Annotated in this window: 13 protein-coding genes and 2 pseudogenes; 11 read left to right on the top strand and 4 right to left on the bottom strand. The window is 62.8% G+C overall.

Going from position 1 to position 16,933, the window contains the following annotated elements; translation table 11 throughout:
* Positions 1–320: 320 nt before the first annotated feature.
* The 3 genes from rpoD (at position 321) to PMI42_RS16150 (ending at position 4,657) form a co-directional block, all read left to right on the top strand.
* Positions 321–2,474, top strand: coding sequence for an RNA polymerase sigma factor RpoD (rpoD, locus tag PMI42_RS16140; protein ID WP_008135898.1), 2,154 nt, complete (start codon positions 321–323; stop codon positions 2,472–2,474).
* 216 nt (positions 2,475–2,690) lie between these two features.
* Positions 2,691–4,220 (top strand): hypothetical protein, encoded by a 1,530-nt coding sequence (locus PMI42_RS39210; protein ID WP_008135900.1) that lies wholly within the window; start codon positions 2,691–2,693, stop codon positions 4,218–4,220.
* A 56-nt stretch (positions 4,221–4,276) separates the two neighbouring features.
* A complete protein-coding gene (locus tag PMI42_RS16150) occupies positions 4,277–4,657 on the top strand; it encodes a thiol-disulfide oxidoreductase DCC family protein (protein ID WP_008135902.1) in 381 nt (126 codons plus the stop codon).
* 18 nt (positions 4,658–4,675) lie between these two features.
* Here PMI42_RS16150 and PMI42_RS16155 read toward each other — a convergent pair whose 3' ends face one another.
* Positions 4,676–4,912, bottom strand: coding sequence for a hypothetical protein (locus tag PMI42_RS16155; protein WP_008135904.1), 237 nt, complete (start codon positions 4,910–4,912; stop codon positions 4,676–4,678).
* A gap of 588 nt (positions 4,913–5,500) precedes the next feature.
* Positions 5,501–6,436 (bottom strand): OmpA family protein, encoded by a 936-nt coding sequence (locus PMI42_RS16160; protein WP_008135906.1) that lies wholly within the window; start codon positions 6,434–6,436, stop codon positions 5,501–5,503.
* A gap of 156 nt (positions 6,437–6,592) precedes the next feature.
* On the opposite strand from PMI42_RS16160, the gene PMI42_RS16165 reads away from it, so the two are divergent.
* On the top strand, positions 6,593–7,399 hold the full coding sequence (locus PMI42_RS16165) for a lytic murein transglycosylase (RefSeq protein WP_008135907.1): 807 nt from the start codon (positions 6,593–6,595) through the stop codon (positions 7,397–7,399).
* A gap of 140 nt (positions 7,400–7,539) precedes the next feature.
* Here PMI42_RS16165 and PMI42_RS16170 read toward each other — a convergent pair whose 3' ends face one another.
* Complete coding sequence (locus tag PMI42_RS16170) at positions 7,540–8,370, bottom strand: SDR family NAD(P)-dependent oxidoreductase (protein ID WP_008135909.1); 831 nt, start codon at positions 8,368–8,370, stop codon at positions 7,540–7,542.
* A gap of 129 nt (positions 8,371–8,499) precedes the next feature.
* Here PMI42_RS16170 and PMI42_RS16175 point away from each other — a divergent pair, with 129 nt between their 5' ends.
* On the top strand, positions 8,500–8,874 hold the full coding sequence (locus PMI42_RS16175) for a response regulator (RefSeq protein ID WP_008135911.1): 375 nt from the start codon (positions 8,500–8,502) through the stop codon (positions 8,872–8,874).
* Here PMI42_RS16175 and PMI42_RS16180 read toward each other — a convergent pair.
* Complete coding sequence (locus tag PMI42_RS16180) at positions 8,871–9,731, bottom strand: AraC family transcriptional regulator (protein WP_008135913.1); 861 nt, start codon at positions 9,729–9,731, stop codon at positions 8,871–8,873. The genes PMI42_RS16175 and PMI42_RS16180 overlap by 4 nt on opposite strands.
* A 211-nt stretch (positions 9,732–9,942) precedes the next feature.
* Here PMI42_RS16180 and PMI42_RS16185 point away from each other — a divergent pair, with 211 nt between their 5' ends.
* The 6 genes and pseudogenes from PMI42_RS16185 to PMI42_RS16210 all read left to right on the top strand — a co-directional run bounded on the left by PMI42_RS16185 (position 9,943) and on the right by PMI42_RS16210 (position 16,931).
* Complete coding sequence (locus PMI42_RS16185) at positions 9,943–11,520, top strand: ABC transporter substrate-binding protein (protein WP_008135915.1); 1,578 nt, start codon at positions 9,943–9,945, stop codon at positions 11,518–11,520.
* On the top strand, positions 11,517–12,518 hold the full coding sequence (locus tag PMI42_RS16190) for an ABC transporter permease (RefSeq protein WP_008135917.1): 1,002 nt from the start codon (positions 11,517–11,519) through the stop codon (positions 12,516–12,518). Before PMI42_RS16185 ends, PMI42_RS16190 begins: the two co-directional genes overlap by 4 nt.
* Positions 12,518–13,351, top strand: coding sequence for an ABC transporter permease (locus PMI42_RS16195; RefSeq protein WP_008135919.1), 834 nt, complete (start codon positions 12,518–12,520; stop codon positions 13,349–13,351). The genes PMI42_RS16190 and PMI42_RS16195 overlap by 1 nt, the downstream gene beginning before the upstream one ends.
* Positions 13,348–15,037: pseudogene (locus PMI42_RS16200) on the top strand (dipeptide ABC transporter ATP-binding protein). The gene PMI42_RS16195 and the pseudogene PMI42_RS16200 overlap by 4 nt, the downstream one beginning before the upstream one ends.
* Positions 15,034–16,258: pseudogene (locus PMI42_RS16205) on the top strand (ArgE/DapE family deacylase). Before PMI42_RS16200 ends, PMI42_RS16205 begins: the two co-directional pseudogenes overlap by 4 nt.
* A 37-nt stretch (positions 16,259–16,295) precedes the next feature.
* On the top strand, positions 16,296–16,931 hold the full coding sequence (locus tag PMI42_RS16210; RefSeq protein WP_008135922.1) for a pyridoxamine 5'-phosphate oxidase family protein: 636 nt from the start codon (positions 16,296–16,298) through the stop codon (positions 16,929–16,931).
* The last annotated feature ends 2 nt before the right edge of the window (positions 16,932–16,933 follow it).

Here is a 16,933-nt window from a genome sequence, read left to right on the forward strand (position 1 = left end):
CCATGGTTTGGCGGCAAAAACAGGGTTAATCGAGGCTTAACGGTCTTGTAGCACTTTGGCCCAGGGCGGCCGCAGGCAGAACAGACGCGTCAGGAATGAATCCGCGCGAACACTGTTGGCACTACACCTGCATCCGCTGCGACAAAGAGGCTCACGAAGCGTTAGGCAAATCCGGCGAGAGAAAGTTGGGGGTGGCGAGAGATGTGCGCGCCGCCCTTTCCGTGTCGAGAGCTGACGAAGCGAGAGCGGCGAGCAACAGGTTCAAGTGATTTCAGGCAGGCGCGGCGAACGTCTGTTTGAAACGCGTTTAGGAGCAATGGATGGCCACCAAGGCAAAGACGCTGCAGGCGAAGGACAAGGAAAAAGACGACAAGGCAGCGGATGCTCCGGAGAAGGATTCCCAGGACGCGCCCTCGCCGTTGCTCGATCTGTCCGACGCGGCCGTGAAGAAGATGATCAAGCAGGCCAAGAAGCGCGGCTTCGTGACCTTCGATCAGCTCAACGAAGTTTTGCCGTCCGACCAGACCTCGCCTGAGCAGATCGAGGACATCATGTCCATGCTCTCGGACATGGGCATCAACGTCACCGAGGCCGACGATAGCGGCGACGAGGAGGACAAGGACGAGGGCGGCGAGGACGAGACCGACAACGAGCTTGTCGAGGTCACCCAGAAGGCCGTCACCGAGGTCAAGAAGAGCGAGCCGGGCGAACGCACCGACGATCCCGTGCGCATGTATCTGCGCGAGATGGGCACGGTCGAGCTCTTGTCCCGCGAAGGCGAAATCGCGATTGCCAAGCGCATCGAGGCCGGCCGCGAAGCCATGATCGCGGGCCTGTGCGAAAGCCCGCTGAGCTTCCAGGCGATCATCATCTGGCGCGACGAGCTCAACGAAGGCAAGATCTTCCTTCGCGACATCATCGATCTCGAAGCGACCTATGCCGGTCCCGACGCCAAGGCCGGCATGAACAATGCGATGATCGCCGGTCCCAACGGCGAGAACGGCGAAGCACCGGCCGAAGGCGACCAGCCTGCCGCTGCCGGTGCGCCCGCGCATGTCGCGCCGCCGGCTGCCCCGCCGTCGCCGACCCCGTTCCGCGCAGCACCCGCGCCCGGCAATGCCGGCGAAGCCGAGAAGGATCCGGCCGAAGCCGCCGCCGAGTCCGACATGGACGAGGACGACGAGTTCGAGAACCAGATGTCGCTTGCGGCCATCGAGGCCGAGCTCAAGCCGAAGGTCGTCGAGATCTTCGACAAGATCGCCGAGAGCTACAAGAAGCTGCGCAAGCTTCAGGAGCAGGACATCCAGAACCAGCTCGAGAGCACCTCGCACGGGCCCTCGCTGTCGCCGCACCAGGAGCGCAAGTACCGCAAGCTCAAGGACGAGATCATCGTCGAGGTGAAGTCGCTGCGCCTCAACCAGGCGCGTATCGACTCGCTCGTCGAGCAGCTCTACGACATCAACAAGCGCCTCGTCTCGCATGAGGGCCGCCTGATGCGCCTCGCCGACAGCCACGGCGTCGCGCGCGAGGACTTTCTGCGCAACTACACCGGCTCGGAGCTCGATCCGCGCTGGCTCAATCGTGTCTCGAAGCTCTCGGCCAAGGGCTGGAAGAATTTCGTCCACCACGAGAAGGACCGCATCAAGGACCTTCGCCACGAGGTGCATCAGCTCGCGGCCCTCACCGGTCTCGAGATCATCGAGTTCCGCAAGATCGTGCACTCCGTGCAGAAGGGCGAGCGCGAAGCCCGCCAGGCCAAGAAGGAGATGGTGGAAGCCAACCTCCGTCTCGTGATCTCGATTGCGAAAAAGTACACCAACCGCGGCCTGCAGTTCCTCGACCTGATCCAGGAAGGCAATATCGGCCTGATGAAGGCGGTCGACAAGTTCGAGTACCGTCGCGGCTACAAGTTCTCGACCTATGCGACGTGGTGGATCCGGCAGGCGATCACCCGCAGCATTGCGGACCAGGCGCGCACCATCCGCATCCCCGTGCACATGATCGAGACGATCAACAAGATCGTGCGCACGTCCCGCCAGATGCTCAACGAGATCGGCCGCGAGCCGACTCCCGAGGAGTTGGCGGAAAAGCTCGGCATGCCGCTGGAGAAGGTCCGCAAGGTCCTGAAGATCGCGAAAGAGCCGCTCTCGCTCGAAACCCCCGTCGGTGACGAAGAGGATTCACACCTCGGCGATTTCATCGAGGACAAGAACGCGATCCTCCCGATCGACGCCGCGATCCAGTCGAACCTGCGCGAAACCACCACGCGCGTGCTCGCCTCGCTCACCCCGCGCGAAGAGCGCGTCCTGCGCATGCGCTTCGGCATCGGCATGAACACCGACCACACGCTGGAAGAAGTCGGCCAGCAGTTCTCGGTGACGCGCGAGCGTATTCGCCAGATCGAGGCAAAGGCGCTGCGGAAGCTGAAGCACCCGTCGCGTAGCCGGAAGCTGCGGAGCTTTTTGGATAATTGATCCAAGAACTAAACACGAGAACGGCGGGCCAAAAACCCCGCCGTTTATTTTTTGGTCGCATCTTCTTTGCCCTTGGGCACCGGCGTTTCGGTCACTTGTAGCAAGAATGTAGTAGCAATAGTCACTATCCGAAATTGAGCCTTTTCTTTCGTCGATTAATTGCGTTTTGGTGGCAATCTGTAAACGCCAGACGCTCGGGTCCGGAGACTGTTAAGCTTGGCTGAGCAGTATACGATCAAAAGAGTGATCCTCAATCTACTCGACCAAGAAGCGCGTCCGTTCTCCATTGATGAAATCTACGAGTATTTCGAGACAAAAGGCTATCCAAGCCCTCGCTCATCCATCCGTGGGCGTCTCAATTCGCTGGCGGAAGAGGGGCGGATTGCGCGTCTCGCTCGTGGTGTCTACGCCGCAAACGAATCCACCTTAGAGTTTACCCAATCACACTACAGTCTCATCATGTCAGCGAAAGCTGGCGAGTGGGAGTCTTCCCCTCAAGAGATCGCCCGATCGCGTTTCCTCGAGTACACTGACGAGGCTATTGCAGAAAGGTTTAGATCGCTCGACGCCAGGGCCCTTCGAGAGTTGAGAGAGATCCCGTGCTTGTTCGCGTACGAGGCGCCAGTAGGCGCTTCGGCTCGGGTTGGTTGGCTTCGGGACATTCATGTTTTCCCTAACAGATTGCAGATTTGGTTCGCTCTGGACCAAGATATTCCAGCTATTCAACCTGATCAGCTTGTGAAACATCAAAACAACCTAGGAATCAGCGCCTCAGAGCAACATCGTACGCATTGGGCCATCAAAAAGGTCGATCTGATCTCCGAGCTTTCGCTGGCAGGCATCTTGGAATTTTCTGAGCCTGATACTGAGATGCCGCCCGCTGAACCTCCGGCGGGACCTGGACCACAATTTCGACCAGTTGACGGAAAACTAACGGAAGTAGCAAGCTTGCCGCTTGAAGAAGAAGTGGCGCGACAGGATGGCCTGCATCGACTTCTTCGCCGCGATGCTGCACAGCTTGTTGCCTCCTTCCAGCGAGCGGCTAATCGCTATCCGGAGTTGGCGAGAGTCGTTGAGGAGTATTCCAGTCTCGTAGAAGAAGAGCTTGCGACTGCCAATGTGACGGCAATCTGGTCCGTCGGAAGTGCCCTTGCGAGTTTTGCCCAATCATATCGGGAGCAGAACGTGGGCGGTACAATAGCTGAGCCGCTTGAGCCGCAACTTGATGCGCTTCTGCAGCATGTCGTTAGACAGCATGGCGCCTTCATCATGGGGTTCAAGGAAGGACGTGAGCTTGTTCAGCGCTCAGACGAATTCGCGCTAGATAACGTTCGGCTCAGGGAAATCAGGGAGCCTGGCGCGCCGCTACTCGACGAATTAGCCGATAACAGCGACCTGATCGAAGATCGAACGCGTGCGCACAACCGAGCCGTTCGAGACAACTTGTTAGAGGTCGATTGGACTGTCTCGCGCACTGCATATTCGGCCTATCTTCTAATTAGAAATAGCTTTCGAGCGATCATCAAATCTAGCGTCGGTGATAATCCTAACGTCGGTACAATGCTTGGACTGGTGATCGGTGTTTCAACATTGGCCGGGGATCCAAACGCGGAGTTCCTGAGAGCCGCGATTCCGGTGTTGCAACATCAAGGAGTCCAGCTTTTGGCGTTCTTCAACCATTCGCCTGAAATGCGTGGCTATGTGGAATGGGCGCTGAATCTCTTGGAAAAGGATCGGCACCGCTAGCTGTATCTCGATGTCGAAGCATGCCTACATCGAGGCAAAAAGGCGTCTCGCAGTAAATGTCCGCCCGCCACCTCACCGTTTGGTACAACACCCGGTGCCCCGTCTGCGACGCCGGCATCGACTGGCAGCGCAACAAGCTGCTGGCGCTGGTGCGTGCGGGCAAGATCGAATTCAAGGACATCAACGAGCAGCCTGATGCGCTGGCGCAGTTCGGCGCCTCGCTCGACGACATCAGGCGGCGCCTGCATGCGACCGATGAGGCCGGCCGGCTCATTGTCGGCGCGGATGTCGCGATTGCGCTGTGGCGGCTGACGCCGGGGGAGGGGTGGCTTGCGGTGCTGCTGGGTAACCGTGTGATGCTGCGGTTCACGCGGTTCGCCTATGACAGGTTTGCCGATCTGCTGTTTGCGTGGAACAAGCGGAGCGGGCGCTGGTGAGCGCCCGCCTGTGTCGCCCTACTTCTTCTTCGCGCCGACCCGTTCGAGGTCCTTGATCGCCAGCGGCGGGCGGCCGGATTTTTCGGCGATCTCGCGGTCCTGCTCCATGATGAAGCCGCGCGCCGGCTCGTCGCCGTCGAGGCCGCCGAGCAGTTCCGACGGCACGCGCCGGTTCGAGCGCTGGGAGCCGTCCTCATAGAAGACGTTGAAAAAGGCGAATTCGCCCTTGGGATTGGTTCCGGGTTTTTTGGCCATGGCGGGCTTGTCGTCGATCAGGGCGCCATAGTCAAATGACTTTGGCGGGTTTTTGGTGGTCAGCCGCGGCCCTTGCGGCGGCAGAACGGGCTGCCCGATCGATCGACGAGATCCGCTGGCGAGAGGTTCGGGCAGGATGGAGAAGGCCAGCGCTTCGCAAAATCCGATGTGGTCCGTTGATGGGACCCTCGCCTCAATAAACGGCGGGCCGCAAAGCCCGCCGTTTATTTTTGGTCTTCAGCGTCGCCCGGGGCTGGCGGGGCGACAACCTAGAATAGAAGGCTAATACCTTCGCTCCGCGATGGCAAGGCAAATCACCGGCGCGTCGATGTCGCAGCGTGCGGATCAGATATGCGTCGATCACGATCGCTGATTTTCGATTTGCATCGAAGCAAATTGTTTGGATCGCCAAATCACTTTGTTCATATTCGCGTCTCTTGCAATGCAGCGAGCGTTGCGCGCCTTGTACGAAGACGCGTTGGGCTGCACGTCTTCCCGTCTGCGTGCGGACAGTGTGATCTCGTGCGTGCTCGGGTTCCATCTTCGCGGTGCACATTTCAATGTGCGCGCCGGAATGACGAATCGGAGTTACGGCGCCACCAGCTCCACGCGCCGGTTCAGCGCGCGGCCGGCATCCGTTGCATTCGAGCCGACCGGAGCCAGCAATCCCACGCCGGCGGTGCGCAGCCGCGGCTGCGCGATGCGAAAATTCTTCACCAGCTCGACGGCAACGGCTTCGGCGCGGCGCTTCGACAGATCGAGATTGTATTCATACGCGCCCTGGCTGTCGGTGTGGCCGACGATGAAGACGTTGAGCTGCGGCTGGCTCGCAAGCAGCTTTGCGATCTGCTCCAACGTCGGGCGGCTCTCCGGCTTCAGCACCGCCTTGTCGGTGTCGAAATAGATGCCGTAGAGCGCGATGTGACCGGTCTCGCCAAGACCCTTCGCCATCGCGGCGGAGTCGACCATCTTGTTCGCGATCGCGCCAAGCTCCGCGACGGTAACCTGCGCGGTGATGTCCTGGTTGTTCTGGCTGACGATGACGCTGGCAAAAGTCTCGCGCCCGCCCTCGCTCTTGCGGCCAGAGAAATAGCGGTAGTTGAAGCCGTCGACCCACATCTGCGGCACCGGCAGCGTGTCGATGCTTTCGGTGAAGGGAATGGCGCCGCAGGCATCGGTGTCGCAGGACAGCAGCGTCTCGAAGCCGGCTTTGGCAAGCTGTGTTTCGAAATTGCGCGACACCTCCAGGATCGAAGGGCCGGGATTGGTGCGATAGGCGATGCGGACGATGCGGCCTTCGAGCCGGCGTGCATCGGTGGGCTGGCCGTCCTTGAAGGCAGCCGCCTGCATCCGCGTCGCGTCAAAATCCTTCACCACATAGCCGGTGACGATGCTGCCGCTGAAGCGGCCGATGCCGGGATAGTCGCGGCTGCCGGCGACATCGCGCGTTTGCGCGGCGGCTGGGGTGATGGCGTGGAGGGAAAGCACGGCGAGGGCAGCGAGCATCCGGCAATGACTGGGCATGGTCATCTCGATCGGTTGGAACGGGGCGAGCGCTGCTCTTTAGTCGCATCCGCGGCGGGATCGGTTCTGCCGAGGCGAGGTTTTGCCGCTTTGACGCGAATCCGGTTCCCGGGCATGATCGCGCCGCTTCGCGCACCTTCCAAAGGATTTTCCCACATGTCGAGACTTGCCCTGGCCACCGCCTTCGTCGTCTGTCTGGCCGGCGGCTCGGCGCATGCAGCGCGCTGCGGCGGCGACTTCAATAGCTTCGTTGCCACCATGGCCTCGGAAGCGCAGGCGGCCGGCGTTTCGGCGAGCACGACCAATGCGGCGCTCAGCGGCGTGACCCCCGATGGCGCGGTGCTCGCCTTCGACCGGCGCCAGCGCTACACCTTCAACAAGAGTTTCGAGCAGTACGTCTCGACCCGCGTCGGACCGGGCCGCATCAATGGCGGCAAGGCGCTGCTCCAGCGTCATGCCGGGCTGCTCTCGCGGATCGAGCAGCAGTTCGGCGTGCCGCGCTATATCCTGGTTGCGATCTGGGGGCTGGAGAGCGATTTCGGCAAGGGCGACATCGGCAAGATGCCGGTGATCCGGACGCTGGCGACGCTCGCGCATGATTGCCGCCGCACCGATCTGTTCCAGGGCGAGCTGCTCGCAGCCCTCAAGATCGTCCAGCGCGGCGACCTGCCGCTGCGCGACCTCATCGGCGCCTTTGCCGGCGAGATCGGCCAGACCCAGTTCCTGCCGTCGTCCTACATCAAATACGGCGTCGATTTCGACGGTGACGGCCATGTCGACCTTCGCCACAGCGTGCCCGACGTGCTCGCCTCGACCGCGAACCTGCTGCACAGCAACGGTTTCAAGATGGGCCAGCCCTATGGCGAAGGCACCGCCAATTTCGAGGCGATGCGGGAGTGGAACAGGGCAGTGGTCTATCGCAAGACGATCGGCTATTTTGCCGATAGGCTGGCGGGGCAGTGACCTCGTACTCAGTCTCGTAGGGTGGGCAAAGGCGCAAAGCGCCGTGCCCACCAATTCCATCCGTTGTCGGAAGTCGTGGGCACGCTACGCTTTGCCCACCCTACGAGATCGGAGGGCGAGGCAACGCTATCGCGTCACAGTCATTTCCCCTTCGCCATCTTCTCCAGCTTCCTCTGCAACGGCGCCCAATAGGTCCCCGGGCGGAAGCGCTGCAGCAGGTCCATGAAGCGGGCGTCGTTGCCGATCAGGATGCGCGGCTCGTTCTTCTCGATACCCCTGATGATGCGCAGTGCGGCGTCCTTCGGCGTGGTCCGGGCCGCAGTCTCGAACCGCTCGATCATTTGCGAGCGGCGCGCATTGTCGTTGACGCCGACCCCGGTGCGCGAGTTGCGCGCGATCGCGGTGGCGATGCCGCCGGGGTGCACCACCGACAGTTTGACCGGACTGCCCGCCACCGCGAGCTCATGCCGCACGCTCTCGGAAAAGCCGCGCACCGCGAACTTGGCCGCCGCATAGGCCGATTGTCCCGGCGGCGCGATGATGCCGAAGATCGACGAGACGTTGACGATGTGGGCTTCCGGCCTCGTCTTCAGATGCGGCAGGAAGGCGCGCGTGCCATGCACCACGCCCCAGAAATTGATGTCGAACAGCCATTCCATCTCGGCCTGGTCGATCTCCTCGAACGTGCCCAGCAGCGCCACGCCGGCATTGTTGACGACGATGCCGAGCGACGGATGCGCCGCGATCGCATCAGCCGCGAATTGCGCGATGTCGCCGGCGTCGCTGACATCGACGCGATGCACACTGACTTTTCGCGCGGGTCCGATCTCCCTGGCCAGCGCTTGCAGCCCGGCCTCGTCGCGATCGGCGAGCGCGAGATCGCAGCCGCGCCCGGCGAGCTCGATGGCCAGCGCGCGGCCGATGCCGCTCGCTGCTCCCGTGATGGCGGCGGCGCCGCGAATCGCTGTCATGGATTCCCCCCTCAAGCCCCGTTCAGGGAACTATGATTTACATTTTTTCAGAATGGAACCGAACCGTATGGGAATTCGCTCCTTAACTTACGGGACTTGAACAGAAGCCAGCAACATTGGGAGCCGTCGATGGGACAATCAACGCCATTCGCCGCAATAGCGCTCATCGTTGAAGACGACGCCATGCAGCGGGAGATGCTCAGCCTGCTGCTGGAAGAGAGTGGCTATCAGGTTATCCAGTGTGAGAGTGCCGAGGCGGCCGAGCGTGTGCTGGATAAAAATGCCGGCGCGCTATGCCTGATGCTGACCGACGTGCAGCTCGCGGGCCGCATGACCGGCGTCGAACTGGCCCATGTCGCAAAGGACCGGAATCCGAAGCTGGATGTCGTCGTCACCTCCGGCCGCCCCTTGATGCAAGCCCTGCCCGATGGCGCCAAATTCTGGGCCAAGCCGTGGGCGCCGCTCGACGTGCTGCGCGAAGCCGAGCTCGCGCAGCTGAATTAACGCAGCACCACCTCCCGCTCGGTCCAGCGCAGATAGTGCCGCGGTGCCGCGCCCAGTTCGCGCTTGAACATCGCGGCGAACGCGCTCGGGCTGTCGTAGCCGACGTCGAGCGCGACGCAAGTCACGGCCTCGCCGGCACCTAATCGCGCCAGCGCTTCCAGCAGGCGGACGCGCTGGCGCCAAGCCGAGAAGCTCTGGCCGGTCTCGCGGCGGAACAGCCGTGTCAGTGTCCGCCGGCTAAGGCTGCATTTGTCGGCCCAATCATCGAGCGTGAGGTCCGAGGAGGGATCGCCGAGCACCGCCTTGCAGATGGCGGCAAGACGCGGGTCCGGCGGCATCTGCACATGTAGCGTCACCTCCGGCATACGCGCGATCTCGGTGAGCAGGAATTCGATCAGCTTGCCGTCGCGTCCATCCTGGTCGTAGGTCTGCGGCATGCGCACGGCTTCGTCCATCAGCGCCTCGACCAGCGAGGAGGCGCGGATCAGGCGGCACGTATCGGCGGCATTCTGCTCACGATCCGGCGTGACGTAGATCGTCTGCGCCTCGACCTCGCCCCAGGCGCGCGACTGATGCACGACGCCGGCGGGAATCCACAGGCCATGGCCGGGCGGGATCACGAAATGGCCGCGCTCGGTCATCATCGCCGTCACGCCCGCGATCTGCAGGATGAATTGATCGCGCCGATGCGCGTGCCGCGTGCTGGTGCTTTCGTTCGGATAGATTGCGGTCATCGCGCCGACCGGCCGCTCGACCTTTTGAAGCTGTCCGGCATAGCGTGCGACATTTGCAGGGCCCACCTGCTTGTGGTCGACGCGCAATTCACCAGTGTCATTTCGCCGCGCTGCGATTTTCACGTGTCGTGAGCTCCCGGCTTAAGTCCTTTTCGCAAGGCTCTTATGCATCTTCCGGGCCAGATATGGCCCGATCGCGATGGTTATTGTCCCCAATCAGGTAGCGCGGGACAGAGCGTTTGGCAACAATACGCGCGCCCACGACATTCGCTGAACCCGAATGCGTCGCTTGGCAAAGTCCTTCTCACGTCGATATGCGACCACGGAGAGCTCGATGAACAGACGCGAATTCACCCAGGCCATGCTGGCCGCGGGCGCCGCCATCCCCTTCGGCATCACGCGCGCAGCCGGCCAGACCCGCGGTGGAACGCTCAACACCATCATCCAGCCCGAGCCGCCGCTGCTTGTGACCGCATTCAACCAGCAGCAGCCGACGCTGACGCTCGGCGGCAAGATCTATGAGAGCCTTCTCAAATACGGCGATGATCTCAAACCGATGCCCGGCATGGCGCAGTCCTGGGAGATTTCACCCGACGGCCTCACCTATACGTTCAAGCTGTTTCCCAACATCACCTTCCACGACGGCAAGCCGATGACATCAGAGGACGTCGTGTTCAGCTGCATGAAGGTGTTGACTGAGACGCATCCGCGCGCGCGGCAGAATTTTGCACGCGTCGCCTCCGCCGAAGCGCCCGATCCGCTCACCGTCGTGTTCAAGCTCAAGCAGCCCTTTGCGCCGTTCCTCGGCTGCTTCGACTGCACCTCGGCGCCGATCCTGCCCAAGCACATCTATGAAGGTACCGACTTTCGCAAGAACCCGCTGAACGACAAGGCGATCGGCACCGGCCCGTTCAAGCTGAAGGAGTGGGTGCGCGGCTCGCATGTGCATCTCGTCAGGCACGAGGGCTATTACCTCAAGGACCAGCCCTATCTCGACGAGATCATCTACCGCATCATCCCGGATTCGGCCTCGCGCGCGCTGGCGCTGGAGAACGGAACGGTGCAGCTCGCGCAATGGACCGACGTCGAGTTCTTCGACGTGCAGCGCTTCAAGGCGCAGAAGAATCTCGAAGTCACCACCAAGGGCTATGAATATTTCGCGCCGCATCAATGGCTCGAAATGAACAACCGCATCGCGCCGATGAACGACAAGCGCTTCCGCCAGGCCGTGATGCACCTGATCGACCGCGACGCGCTCGCCAAGCGCATCTATTTCGGCAACGCCAAGGTCGCAACCGGCCCGATCTCGTCCAAGACGAAATTCTATGATGGCAAGGTCAAGCGCTACGACTATTCGATCGATAAGGCCAAGGCGCTGCTCGACGAGATGGGCCTGAAGCCCGACGCCAACGGCAAGCGTGCCGAGATCAAATATGTCGTGCCGCCTTACGGCGAATCCTATCAGCGCGCCGGCGAGTTCTTCCGTCAGAGCTTTGCCCGTGTTGGCATCGATCTCGTCCTTGTCGGCACCGACATGGCTGGCTGGGCCGAGAAGGTCGGCAACTGGGACTACGAGATGACCCAGAATCTGCTCTACCAGCTCGGCGATCCCGCGCTCGGCGTTTCCCGCACCTATGTCTCCTCGAACATCAAGAAGGGCATCCTGTTCTCGAACACGGAAGGTTATTCCAACCCCGAGGTGGACAAGCTGTTCGACGAGGCCGCGGTCACGCTCGACGAGGCCAAGCGCCAGGAGCTCTATTCCAAGGTGCAAGCGATCCTGGTCGAGGACGTGCCGGTCGCCTGGACGCTGGAGCTCGAATATCCCATCATCTACGACAAGGCGTTCAAGAACGTCGTGTCGACCGGCATCGGCTCGCACGAAACCTTCGGGTCGGTCTACAAATCGTGATCCGTCTCGGCAGCGCGGCGATGATCGGGCTGATGACGCTGAGCCGGATCGCCCAGCTCATCGCCGTCATCCTCGTCATCGCCACTTTCAACTTCGTGCTGGTGCGGGCCGCCCCCGGCGATCCCGCCCAGGTCATGGCCGGGCAATCCGGCGCGTCCGATCCCAAACTGCTGGAGGATCTGCGGAAAGAATATGGGCTGGACAAGCCCTACGCGGTGCAGCTCGCGAGCTATCTTGGCCGCGTGATCAGGCTCGACCTCGGCTATTCCTATCGCCAGCGCCGCGCGGTGGTCGATCTCATCCTCGAGCGCCTTCCGGCAACGCTTCTTTTGACGGTGACGGCCTTCTGCCTCGCGTTGCTGATCGGCACGACCCTTGGCGCGCTCGCGGGCTTAGCTGCCGGCAGTGTGCTGGACACGGTTTTCACCGTGCTGTCGCTGGTGCTCTATGCGACGCCGGTGTTCTGGCTCGGGCTGATGCTCGTGCTGGTCTTCTCGGTGACGCTCGGCTGGTTGCCGCCGTTCGGCTACGAAACCATCAACGTCAAGTTCTCGCCGCTCGCGCATGCACTCGACATCGCAAAACACATGATCATGCCGGTGACGTCGCTGGCAGCAATTTATCTTGCGATCTATGCCCGGCTGATGCGCTCTTCCATCATCGAGGTGGCCCAGCAGGATTTCATCAAGACCGCGCGTGCCAAGGGCCTGTCCGGCCCGAGCATCGTGGTCGGCCACATGCTGCGCAACGCGCTGGTGCCGGTCGTCACCGTGGCCGGCATGCAGGCCGGCGCGCTGGTCGGCGGCGCCGTGGTGATTGAGACCGTGTTCGCCTGGCCGGGCCTTGGACGGCTCACCTTCGATGCGCTGCTTCAGCGCGATTATCCGGTGCTGCTCGGCATCTTTCTCATTCTGTCGATCGTGGTCATCGTGCTCAATCTCCTGACCGACCTGATCTACAAGCTGATCGATCCCCGCATGACCACGGGAGCGGCGTGATGGATGCGGTTCGCGCCTTCCTGCGTCATCCCTCGGGCATGGTTGGCCTCGTCGTGCTGCTGATCGTTGTCGTCGTGGCGATCATCGCGCCCATCGTGTTCCCGGTCTCGCCCTGGGAAATGGTCAGCGCACCCTTCACGCCGCCCGGCGAGGATGGTCTTCTGCTCGGCGGCGACACGCTTGGCCGCGACGTCGCGGCCGGTGTCGCCTATGGCGCCCGTGTGTCGCTCGTGATCGGCATCGCCTCGGCCATGGCCGCCATGGTGATCGGTGTCACGATTGGCGCGATATCAGGCTATTTCGGCGGCAAGGTCGATCTGGTGCTGATGCGGATGACCGAACTGTTCCAGACCATCCCGGCCTTCGTGCTCGCGATCCTCCTGGTTGCGACCTTCAACCCGTCGCTGCTCACGATCATCCTGACCATCGGGGCAGTGAGCTGGCCGCCGCTGGCGCGCCTCACCCGCGCCGAGTTCCTGCGCCTGCGCAATCGCGAATTCGTCGAGGCCGCGCTGTGCCAGGGCGAGGGCACCTTGCGCATCGTGCTCGGCCACATCCTGCCCAACGCGATCTCGCCGATCCTGGTGGTGACATCGCTGACGGTCGCGACCGCCATCCTGCTGGAAAGCGCGCTGTCCTTCATGGGTCTCGGCGATCCCAATCTGATGTCGTGGGGGTTCATGATCGGGGCGGGGCGCACCGTCATCCGCAATGCCTGGTGGATGAGTGTGTTTCCGGGGCTTGCCATTCTCATCACGGTGCTTGCGATCAATCTGTTCGGCGAGGGCCTCTCCGACGTCCTCAACCCGCGTGTGTCGAGGCGCCGGTCATGAATGACGCCATGCAGACCAGGACTCCGGTGCTGTCGGTCGAGAATCTCTCGATCGCACTGCCCGAAGGCGGTGATCGTCCGTTCGCCGTCGAGAACGTCTCTTTTGACGTCAAGCCGAACGAAGTCCGTTTGCCTCGTCGGCGAGTCCGGCTCGGGCAAGTCGATGATCGCGCATGCGGTGCTGTCGCTGTTGCCGAAAAGCATTGCGGTTGCCTCCGGCGCCGTAATGGTGGCGGGGCAGAACCCGACCAAGCTCGACCGGCGCGCGCTGCGGCGCCTGCGCGGCGGCAGCGCTGCGATGATTTTTCAGGAGCCCCTGTCGTCACTGAACCCGCTCAAGCGTGTCGGCAAGCAGATTGAGGAGATGATCCTCTCCCACCAGCAGCCGACGCCGTCGGCAGCCGAGGTGCATGCGCGCGTGCAGCAGCTCCTGACCCAGGTCGGCTTGCCCAATCCACAATTGCTCGAAAGGAGCTACCCGTTCGAGCTCTCCGGCGGCCAGCGCCAGCGTGTCATGATCGCGATGGCGATGGCCAACCGGCCGGCGCTGTTGATTGCGGACGAACCGACCACCGCGCTCGACGTCACCACCCAACGCCAGATCCTGCGCCTGATCGACGATCTCCGCCGCGACCGCGGCATGGGCGTGCTACTGATCACCCATGATTTCGGCGTCGTCGCCGACGTTGCCGACCGCGTCGTGGTGCTGCGCCACGGCAAGGTGGTGGAGCAGGGCACGGTTGAGGAAGTCCTGCGCCGTCCCAAGGAGGCCTACACCCGCGAGCTGATCGACGCGGTGCCGAAAGCGCGGCTCGACGACATCCGTCACAAGACCATCCGGCCAGAGTCGCTGCTGGAGGTCGTCGGACTCCAGAAGACATTCCGGGTCAAGCGTGGCTGGTTACAGCCGCCGCGCGAGGTCGTCGCCGCCGACGGAATCTCGCTGACGTTACATGAGGGCGAGACGCTTGCCGTCGTCGGCGAGTCCGGCTCCGGAAAATCGACGCTCGGACGCATGATCATGCGGCTGACCGAGCCCGACGGCGGTGCCATCCGCTTCAACGGCCAGGATCTGCGCCTGTTGCGCGGTGAGGCGCTGCGCCAGGCGCGCAAGCAGCTTCAGATCGTGTTCCAGGATCCCTTTGCCAGCCTCGATCCCCGCCAGAAGGTCGGCGACGCCATCGCGCGCGGCCCGATGGCCTATGGTACGTCGCGCAGCGAGGCGATGGAGCAGGCGAAAAAGCTGCTGGTGCGGGTCGGCCTCAACGCCGTCGCCGCCGATCGTTACCCCCACGAATTCTCCGGCGGCCAGCGCCAGCGTATCTGCATCGCGCGGGCACTGGCGCTGAAGCCCCGCGTGTTGATCGCCGACGAGGCGGTTTCCGCGCTCGACGTCTCCGTGCAGGCCCAGGTGCTGGCGCTGCTTGCCGAGCTCCGTCAGGAGATGAAGCTCGCGATGGTCTTCATTACCCACGATCTGCGCATCGCCGCCGAGATCGCCGACCGCGTCATCGTGCTCCAGAAGGGCCGCATCGTGGAAGAGGGCGCGACCGCCGACGTCTTCACGGCGCCGCAAGCCGCCTACACCCGCGATCTGCTCGATGCGATCCCGGGCCGCGACTTCTTCGACCAGCCGGGCTTTGCCAACGCGGCCGGCAAAATTCCGACAGCAAGGATGAGTTCATGACCGACAGCGTTCCCCTTCCAGCCGGCGCGCGCGAGCGCATCGAGGCCGCCGTCGATGCGGCCTTCGATCGGCAGGTCGAAACCACGATCGCGTTCACGGCCATTCCGAGCACGCGCGCTGCGGAAGCCCCTTGCCAGGACATGTTCGCAAAGCTGCGGTCCGGTCGAGACCGATTTTTCGCGCGCGCGCTCCGTCGTCGGCACTTTTCGGCCCAGGAAGGAAGAGGGCCGCTCGCTGATCCTTCAGGGGCATTGCGACGTGGTGCCGGTGGGCCCGCTCGACATGTGGGAGCGGCCGCCGTTCCAGCCGGTGGTCGAGGACGGCTGGCTCTATGGCCGCGGCGCCGGCGACATGAAGTCCGGCACCATCTCGGCGCTGTATGCGCTCGATGCGATCAAGGAAGCGGGCTACAAGCCCAAGGGCCGCATCCACCTGCAATCGGTGATCGAGGAGGAGAGTACCGGCCTCGGCGCGCTCTCGACGCTCCAGCGCGGCTATCGCGCCGATGCCTGCATCCTGCCCGAGCCGACCGACGAGAAGCTGATGCGCGCCCAGGTCGGGGTGATCTGGTTCCGCCTGAAAGTGCGCGGGATACCCGTCCATGTCGCGCGCGCCGGCACCGGTTCGAATGCGATCAAGGCTGCCATTCATCTGATCCAGAAGCTCGAAGGTCTCGAAGCCGAGTGGAACGAGCGCGCCAAGACGCATCCCTCGTTCAAGTCGGTCGATCATCCGCTCAACTTCAATCCCGGTATCATCAAAGGCGGTGACTGGGCCTCCAGCGTTCCTGCCTGGTGCGATGTCGATTGCCGCATCGGCGTCCTGCCCGGCTGGAAGATCGCCGACGCCCAGGCCGAGATCGTGGATTTCGTCGCCAAGGCGGCGCGCTCGCATCCGTTCCTCGCCAACAACCCACCGGAGATCGTCTGGTCAGGCTTCCTGTCGCCGGGCTACGAGGCGACCGACATTCAGGAGAGCGAAGCCGTTCTGGCTCCGGTCTACGAGCACGTGTTCGGCCGCAAGCTGACCAGCTTCTCGTCCACCGCGCTGACCGACGCACGCTTTTATGGCCTCGACTTCGGCGTTCCCGCCTTCTGCTTCGGCGCCAAGATGGAGGGCGCGCACGGCTTCAACGAACGGGTCGATCTCGCCTCGGTGAAGCGGGTCACCAAGGCGCTCGCACTGTTCACCGCGAGCTGGTGCGGCATCGAGGCCAAGTAGCTCAAAGAGGGAAACTCACAACAAGGGAGGTTCGCGAATGGACAGCCAGGGTGCAGGCGGCAAGCCGCCGGTCAAGTCGCAGGAGGATCTGCGCGCGCATTTCGGGCAGCTCAGCCCGCTCGCCGAGAAGAAGGTTCTCGATCATCTCGACAAGTTCTGCCGAGACTTCATCGCCCTGTCCCCGTTCCTGGTCCTCGCCACCAGCGACGGCAACGGTCACGCCGATGCCAGTCCCCGGGGCGACGCGCCGGGCTTCGTTGCCGTGCTCGACGACAAGACGCTGCTGGTCCCCGACCGGCGCGGCAACAACCGTGTCGACACCTTTGGCAATATCATCGCCTCGCCCGGCATCGGGCTGATTTTCCTGGTGCCCGGGATCAACGAGACCCTGCGTGTCAACGGCCGCGCCGAAATATCGCAAGATGCCGAGCTCTTGACGCCGCTCGCGGTGCAGAACGCCGTCCCCATCATCGGGCTCAAGATCCATGTCGAGGAAACCTATTTCCACTGCGGCAAGGCGCTGATGCGCTCAAAGCTCTGGAATCCGGCGGCACAGGTCGAACGCAACAGCTTCCCGACGCTGGGCCGGATCATCGCCGAGCAAACCGCCGCCATCGGGGTCGCAGAGGCCGAGAAGACGATGGAAGAAGCGTACCGTACGAGGCTCTACTGAGA

It is taken from the genome of Bradyrhizobium sp. YR681 (genome assembly GCF_000282615.1).
GTDB lineage: Bacteria > Pseudomonadota > Alphaproteobacteria > Rhizobiales > Xanthobacteraceae > Bradyrhizobium.

Excerpts from the sequence above, each read along its gene's own strand:
- rpoD (WP_008135898.1), top strand. The coding sequence starts at position 321 with ATGGCCACCAAGGCAAAGACGCTGCAGGCGAAGGACAAGGAAAAAGAC.
- PMI42_RS16150 (WP_008135902.1), top strand. The coding sequence starts at position 4,277 with ATGTCCGCCCGCCACCTCACCGTTTGGTACAACACCCGGTGCCCCGTC.
- PMI42_RS16155 (WP_008135904.1), bottom strand. The coding sequence starts at position 4,912 with ATGGCCAAAAAACCCGGAACCAATCCCAAGGGCGAATTCGCCTTTTTC.
- PMI42_RS16160 (WP_008135906.1), bottom strand. The coding sequence starts at position 6,436 with ATGCCCAGTCATTGCCGGATGCTCGCTGCCCTCGCCGTGCTTTCCCTC.
- PMI42_RS16165 (WP_008135907.1), top strand. The coding sequence starts at position 6,593 with ATGTCGAGACTTGCCCTGGCCACCGCCTTCGTCGTCTGTCTGGCCGGC.
- PMI42_RS16170 (WP_008135909.1), bottom strand. The coding sequence starts at position 8,370 with ATGACAGCGATTCGCGGCGCCGCCGCCATCACGGGAGCAGCGAGCGGC.
- PMI42_RS16175 (WP_008135911.1), top strand. The coding sequence starts at position 8,500 with ATGGGACAATCAACGCCATTCGCCGCAATAGCGCTCATCGTTGAAGAC.
- PMI42_RS16185 (WP_008135915.1), top strand. The coding sequence starts at position 9,943 with ATGAACAGACGCGAATTCACCCAGGCCATGCTGGCCGCGGGCGCCGCC.
- PMI42_RS16195 (WP_008135919.1), top strand. The coding sequence starts at position 12,518 with ATGGATGCGGTTCGCGCCTTCCTGCGTCATCCCTCGGGCATGGTTGGC.
- PMI42_RS16210 (WP_008135922.1), top strand. The coding sequence starts at position 16,296 with ATGGACAGCCAGGGTGCAGGCGGCAAGCCGCCGGTCAAGTCGCAGGAG.